This window comes from Bradyrhizobium sp. P2_E8 (assembly GCF_056403875.1).
Window position 1 is genome coordinate 1 of record NZ_JBFUES010000460.1, and the last position, 5,784, is coordinate 5,784.

A 5,784-nucleotide genomic window follows, 5' to 3' on the forward strand; every position below is an offset into this window, starting at 1 on the left:
CGCCTCGTCGATATGCGTCCCGTTGAGCGTGAAGTTGGTCACACCGATCTTTGAGGTGTCGAACGGGGCGTCGAGCGAGACCAGGAAGTGGTCCGCTCCCGAGATGTTGAAACCGGCGTCCGAGGCGACGTTGCCCTGCTGGCCCTGCGCGTTGGTGATCACCAGCTGTGAGTAGGCGTCGAGCGGGTGCTCCTGGTCGACGAACGTCAGGATCATGTCCTGGGCGGTCTGGTTCGAGTTGGTGACGATCGTGCCCGACAGCAGCCGAGCAGCCGGGATACCGGTCGTATCGGTGAACGCCGCCACATTGTCGGTGGTGAGATCGGCGTTGCTCGCGCCGACCCCACCGCCATGCAGCGTGGCCTCGGTGGCAGTCGCCGTGGCCGTGAAGTTCAGCGTGCTTGGCAGCGTGCCCGTCGCCGGCGCCGTCACCGCAAAGCTCAGATCGATGGTGGCGGTCTGGTTGGCGTTCGGATTGAGACCCGTATCCTGGGGGACGATGACATGGATGTCACCCGTCGCCGAAGCGTAGGTGTAGCTGAACGTCGTGGAGGCACCGTTGTAGGTGCCAGCGATCGTGCCGCTTGCCAGGAGGCCGGCCGTGAACCCGCTCTGGAGATGGATATCCAGCGTGTGGGTCTCCGATCCATCGTGAACGTCGCCGAACGTCGCCTTGATTTGCAGCGCTCCGGTTTCGCCGTTGCTGAAGGCCGAATTGGAATCGCTCGGCGAGTCGGTCACGAAGATCATGTGCGTCTGGCCGGCGACCACGGTCGGCATGTCCGCGACGGCGTCGACGTAGATGGTCCCAGCCGTACCCGCGCTGGTGGCGCTTATCGCGCCCTGCGCGGCGGTGGCCGTCATCGTGATGCTCGCGTCCACATCGGTGTTCAGGGGCGGCGTCATCGCCACCGAGACCGTCTCGGCCGTGCCGGCCGCCGCGCCGCTGATGTTGAAGGTCAGAACACCGCTACCGGAGTTGAAGGTTGCGGTCACAGTCGCACCGTTGACCGTGGCCGTGGATGTATCGACGCTCCAGCCCGTGAGGCCCGAAACGACGACCTGGGTGACATGCGAGCCCGCGCTGACCGGCGTAGCCGTAAACTGGAACACCTCCTGGGTGTCTTCCGGCAAGGCGACATTGCTGCCGACCGCAACGGTCGGCGCGTACACGACTGGCACCGAGGTCGTTCCGGTCGTCAGCAGCTGCTCGTATTCGCTGCCGCCGCTGAAGACTCCGGTGATGGAATCGGCGATCGACGTCTGATTTGTGATCTGCGCGTCGGTGTAGTTGGTCGTCACCGAACCGCTCGGCTGCCCGGCGACGATCGTGACGTGCTCACCGTTGGCCAGGGTCAGTACCAAATCGGTCTTTGGAGTGAACGGTGTCAGCCCGCTCGTCAGCGTCACCGTGTAGGTGACCGAGCCGCCAAACTCGGAGATGCCGGCGCTGGAGGTCGTCAAGGTGGCGGTGACGGGATCGAGCGTGTCGTTGACGTGCGCCGTCGCCGCCGCTGTCCCGACCACCAGCTTCTCGAAGTTGCCCCCGGTCGCATTGGTGATGGTCGCCGTCAGCTGGTTGGCGTCGAGGTAGACGTCCTCGCCATTGCCCGACGCAATCGTCAGCGTGCCCGTGGTCTGGCCATCGTGGATCGTGATGGCGCCCTGGTCGGTCGTGATCACCGTATCGCCGTGCGAGACGTTCGACAGCGTCGCCGTGAACACGTAATTCGCGATCCCACCTTCCAGCACCGTCGAGGCACTCAGGTTCACCGTGGTCGGGTCGAGCGTGTCGTTGATCGTGACCGTGGCGGTGTCCGAAGTGTCGACCGCCTCGAAGTTGCCGCCCGACGTGCTGGCGATCGAAACCTGGGTCGACTGGCCATCCAGATACACATCGTCGCCCTGTGCCGCTTGCGGCGCAGACGATGCCGTGTGCTGGCCGATGCCAAAAGTGATGTCCACCCCATTGTTCAATTTCACCGTGAACGGGGTCAGCGGCGCATAATCCAAATGCGCCGTATAAACGAACGTCTGGTTCTCGAGGACCACGACATCGTCCAGGGTCACGAAGTTCGTGGTGATCKTGTCGTTGACATGCGCGGTCGCCGCCGCCGTCCCGACCACCAGGTTCTCGAAGTTGCCACCGGTGGCGCCGGTGATGGTCGCCGTCAGCTGGCTGGCGTCCAGATAGGGATCCTCGCCATTGCCCGACGCWATCGTCAGCGTSCCCGTGGTSTKGCCRTCGKKGATCGTGATGGCGCCCTGGTCGGTCGTGATGACCGTATCGCCGTGCGAGACGTTCGACAGCGTCGCCGTGAACACGTAGTTCGCGATCCCACCTTCCAGCACCGTCGAGGCACCCAGGTTCACCGTGGTCGGATCGAGCGTGTCGTTGACATGCGCGGTCGCCGCCGCSGTCCCGACCACMAGGTTCTCGAARTTGCCCCCGGTCGCATTGGTGATGGTCGCCGTCAGCTGGCTGGCGTCRAGGTAGACGTCCTCGCCATTGCCCGACGCTATCGTCAGCGTSCCCGTGGTSTKGCCRTCGGTGATCGTGATSRCGCCCTGGTCGGTCGTGATSACCGTATCGCCGTGCGAGACGTTCGACAGCGTCGCCGTGAACACGTAGTTCGCGATCCCACCTTCCAGCACCGTCGAGGCACCCAGGTTCACCGTGGTCGGGTCGAGCGTGTCGTTGACATGCGCCGTCGCCGACGCGGTTCCGATCGCCAGGTTCTCGAAGTTGCCACCGGTGGCGCCGGTGATGGTCGCCGTCAGCTGCGACCCGTCGAGATAGACGTCCTCGCCGTTGCCGGACGGTAGGGTTAGCGTACCCGTGGTCTGGCCATCGTGGATCGTGATGGCGCCCTGGTCGGTCGTGATGACCGTATCGCCGTGCGAGACGTTCGACAGCGTCGCCGTGAACACGTAATTCGCCGACGGCCCCTCCAGCACCGTCGAGGCGCTCAAGTCCACCGTCGTCGTGTCGATGGTRTCGTTGACCGTCACCGTGGCAGTGCCGTACTTGGTGAAGTCGACCTTCTCGAAGCTWCCGCCGGAGGCACTSGCAATCCAGACCTGGGTCGAGTGGCCATCCAAATACACGTCGTCGCCCTGCGCGGGCTGTGGATCCGACGACGCCGTCAAGTGACCGGGATCGAAGGTGATCACCACCCCATTGTTCAGARTTACCGTCARTGGGGTATCCATCGGCGCGTAGTCCACCTGCGCCGTATAAATGATCGTCTGGTTCTCCAGCACCACGACGTCGTGCAGCGTCACGAAATTGGTSGTGATCGTGTCGTTGACRTGCGCCGTCGCCGCCGCCGTCCCGACCAYCAGGTTCTCGAAATTGCCGCCCGTCGCACCGGTGATGGTCGCCGTCAGGCTGGTGCTATCCAGATAAGGATCCTCGYYGTTCGGCGGAACCGGTGCCACGGTCAACGTGCCCGTGGTCTGGCCATCGTGGATCGTGATGGCGCCCTGGTCGGTCGTGATGACCGTATCGCCGTGCGAGACGTTCGACAGCGTCGCCGTGAACACGTAATTCGCCGACGGCCCCTCCAGCACCGTCGAGGCGCTCAAGTCCACCGTCGTCGTGTCGATGGTGTCGTTGATCGTCACCGTCGCCGTGTCGGTCGTGTTCAGCGCTTCGTAGTTGCCACCGGTCGCGCCGGTGACCGAGACGCTGTAGCTCTCGTGATCGACATAGGGATCGTCGCCCTGCACCGCGAACGGCGTCGACGTGCCCGTGGTCTGACCGGCAAGGATCGTGATCGTGGCGCCGTTGCTCAAGGTCAGCACGAGGTTGCTGCCCTGCGGTGCATGGTCGACGCTGGCCGAGATCGTCGCCGTGCCGACGCCCTCGTTCACTGTCACGTCGTTCAACGTCACCTTGGTCGGGTCACTGTCGTCGGTGACCACGAACGATACCGTCGATCCCGACGTATCGCCGTCGCCATCGGTCACGGTGTACGTGAAATTCGCCGGCCCGCCGGTCTTGTAGACGTCATCAGGCTGCGCAACGAACTTGTAGGCACCGTCCGCGGTGACCTGGAGACTGCCATGGGCGAGCGAGATGGCCTGGGAATACCCGTCATTGCCAAACGACAGGGTCACCCCGTTGATCTCAGTGACGGTTGCGCCGTCAGCACCCGGATCGAAATCGAGCTGCCCCGTGACCGGCGCAGAACCTTCGAGCACGTTCTGCGGCGCCTCCGCAACTGCATGCGGACCGTCGTCCTGGAAATTGATGTGAAGCCCGGCGGGCGAAACCGCATGGGCGGTGTCGCCGTCCCCGTCGGTCGCGGTGGCCGAGATGTACACGAGGCCGTTCGTGATCGAGACCTCGTCGTCATAGGCGGCGGGCGTCGAGCCATCGACATTGTGCGCGATGGCCGCGAACTGGGCGACCCAGAGGTGCCCGTCGGTGTCGACATAGAGCGCGAACACCTTCGCGCCGGTCTGGACGTTGTTGCCGTCGACGCCCCAGACGATGTTCGGATTGGTGGAATCCGTGAACAGGAAGATGTCGTGGTTGCCGACCGTGGTGTTCAGCCCGGAATCCTGGCCGGTGAACCCGCCACCGGCGGAATTCGTGAGCTGATAGGACACACCTCCGGCCGGGCCGGGTCCATCCGTGCCGAAATCGGGCGTCGTGAACAGAGTGCTGGCGGCGCCGGTCGACTCGGCGTAGCCGAGCACCGTAGCAATGCCGGCGCCGGCAATCGCGGCTGTCAGCACGCTCGGGGCCGTCGCGGGATCGACATCGTTCTCCGGGTTCGGCCCGGATTGCGGAGCGAATCCCGCGCTCTCGTCATGGGTGACGCTGAGCGTGGCGGGAGCGCACACCACGGACGAGATGCCGCTCACCGAGAACGGATGACCGACATTGTCCTCCTGAGGATCATTCGGGTCGGCCGGAAGCGTCGGCGCGCCGTTTGGCGTGCTCGAGAACGCGACGTTGTCGTAGTTGGAGATGACGAGACGATTGAAGTCGTCGGTCGTGTCGACCGAGACGGTGGCCCCCTCGTTCAGGCCGACGATGACGACGCCGACCAGGGTGTTGCCGTCATAGACCGGAATCTTGGTGTAGCTGGCATCGCCGGTCACGGTGATGTTGTTCAGCGTGATCGGCAGCGGATTGCCGTCGTCGTTGAAATTGGTGTTGTCGTTGGCGTTGAAGACCTGGACGAAGACCGTCGCCGTGTTGCTCGGACTGCCCTGGATCTGGTGGATCGTGAACGAGGCCGCATCGACCTCGTAGTGCCCGTTATAGGCGAAGGGATTGGTAGAGAATGTGAGGTTGTTGACGAAGTCGAGCCGCAGGATCTCCGCAGGCTGGTCCTTGCCGCCGTGGACCTCATGGCCCTCGATCGTCTGGTTGCCGACGCCGATATCGCTCCCCGTCGTATTGATCGTGTTCGCGTTCGGACCATTGGCCTGACCGACGCCGGACAAGAGCACGTCCTGATCGCTCGGACCATCGAGACCGCGCTCGTCGACGTTGCCCGCCTTGATGCCGACATAGGTGAGCGGCGTATCGACGCAATCCTCCGAAGCGGAGATCGTCGGACCGGAATCGTCGATTGAGACGATGGATTTGCTGTTGTCGATGAGAGTCGCGGTGGCCGATTTCGTGACGTGATCGCCATCGCCGTCGGTCACCGTTACGGTCAGCTTCACGCCGACGCTCTGGCCGGCAATCGCCGTCAGCAACGAGATCGACTCGTCGAACAGCGAGGGATTCTCGGGTAACCGGGACCCGGCAGGCTCCGACGC

The 5,784-nt window shown here is 63.9% G+C and carries 1 protein-coding gene; it reads right to left on the reverse strand.

Going from position 1 to position 5,784, the window contains the following annotated elements; translation table 11 throughout:
• On the reverse strand, positions 1–5,784 hold a 5,784-nt coding region (locus AC1D00_RS23595), incomplete at both ends, for a beta strand repeat-containing protein (RefSeq protein WP_477012307.1).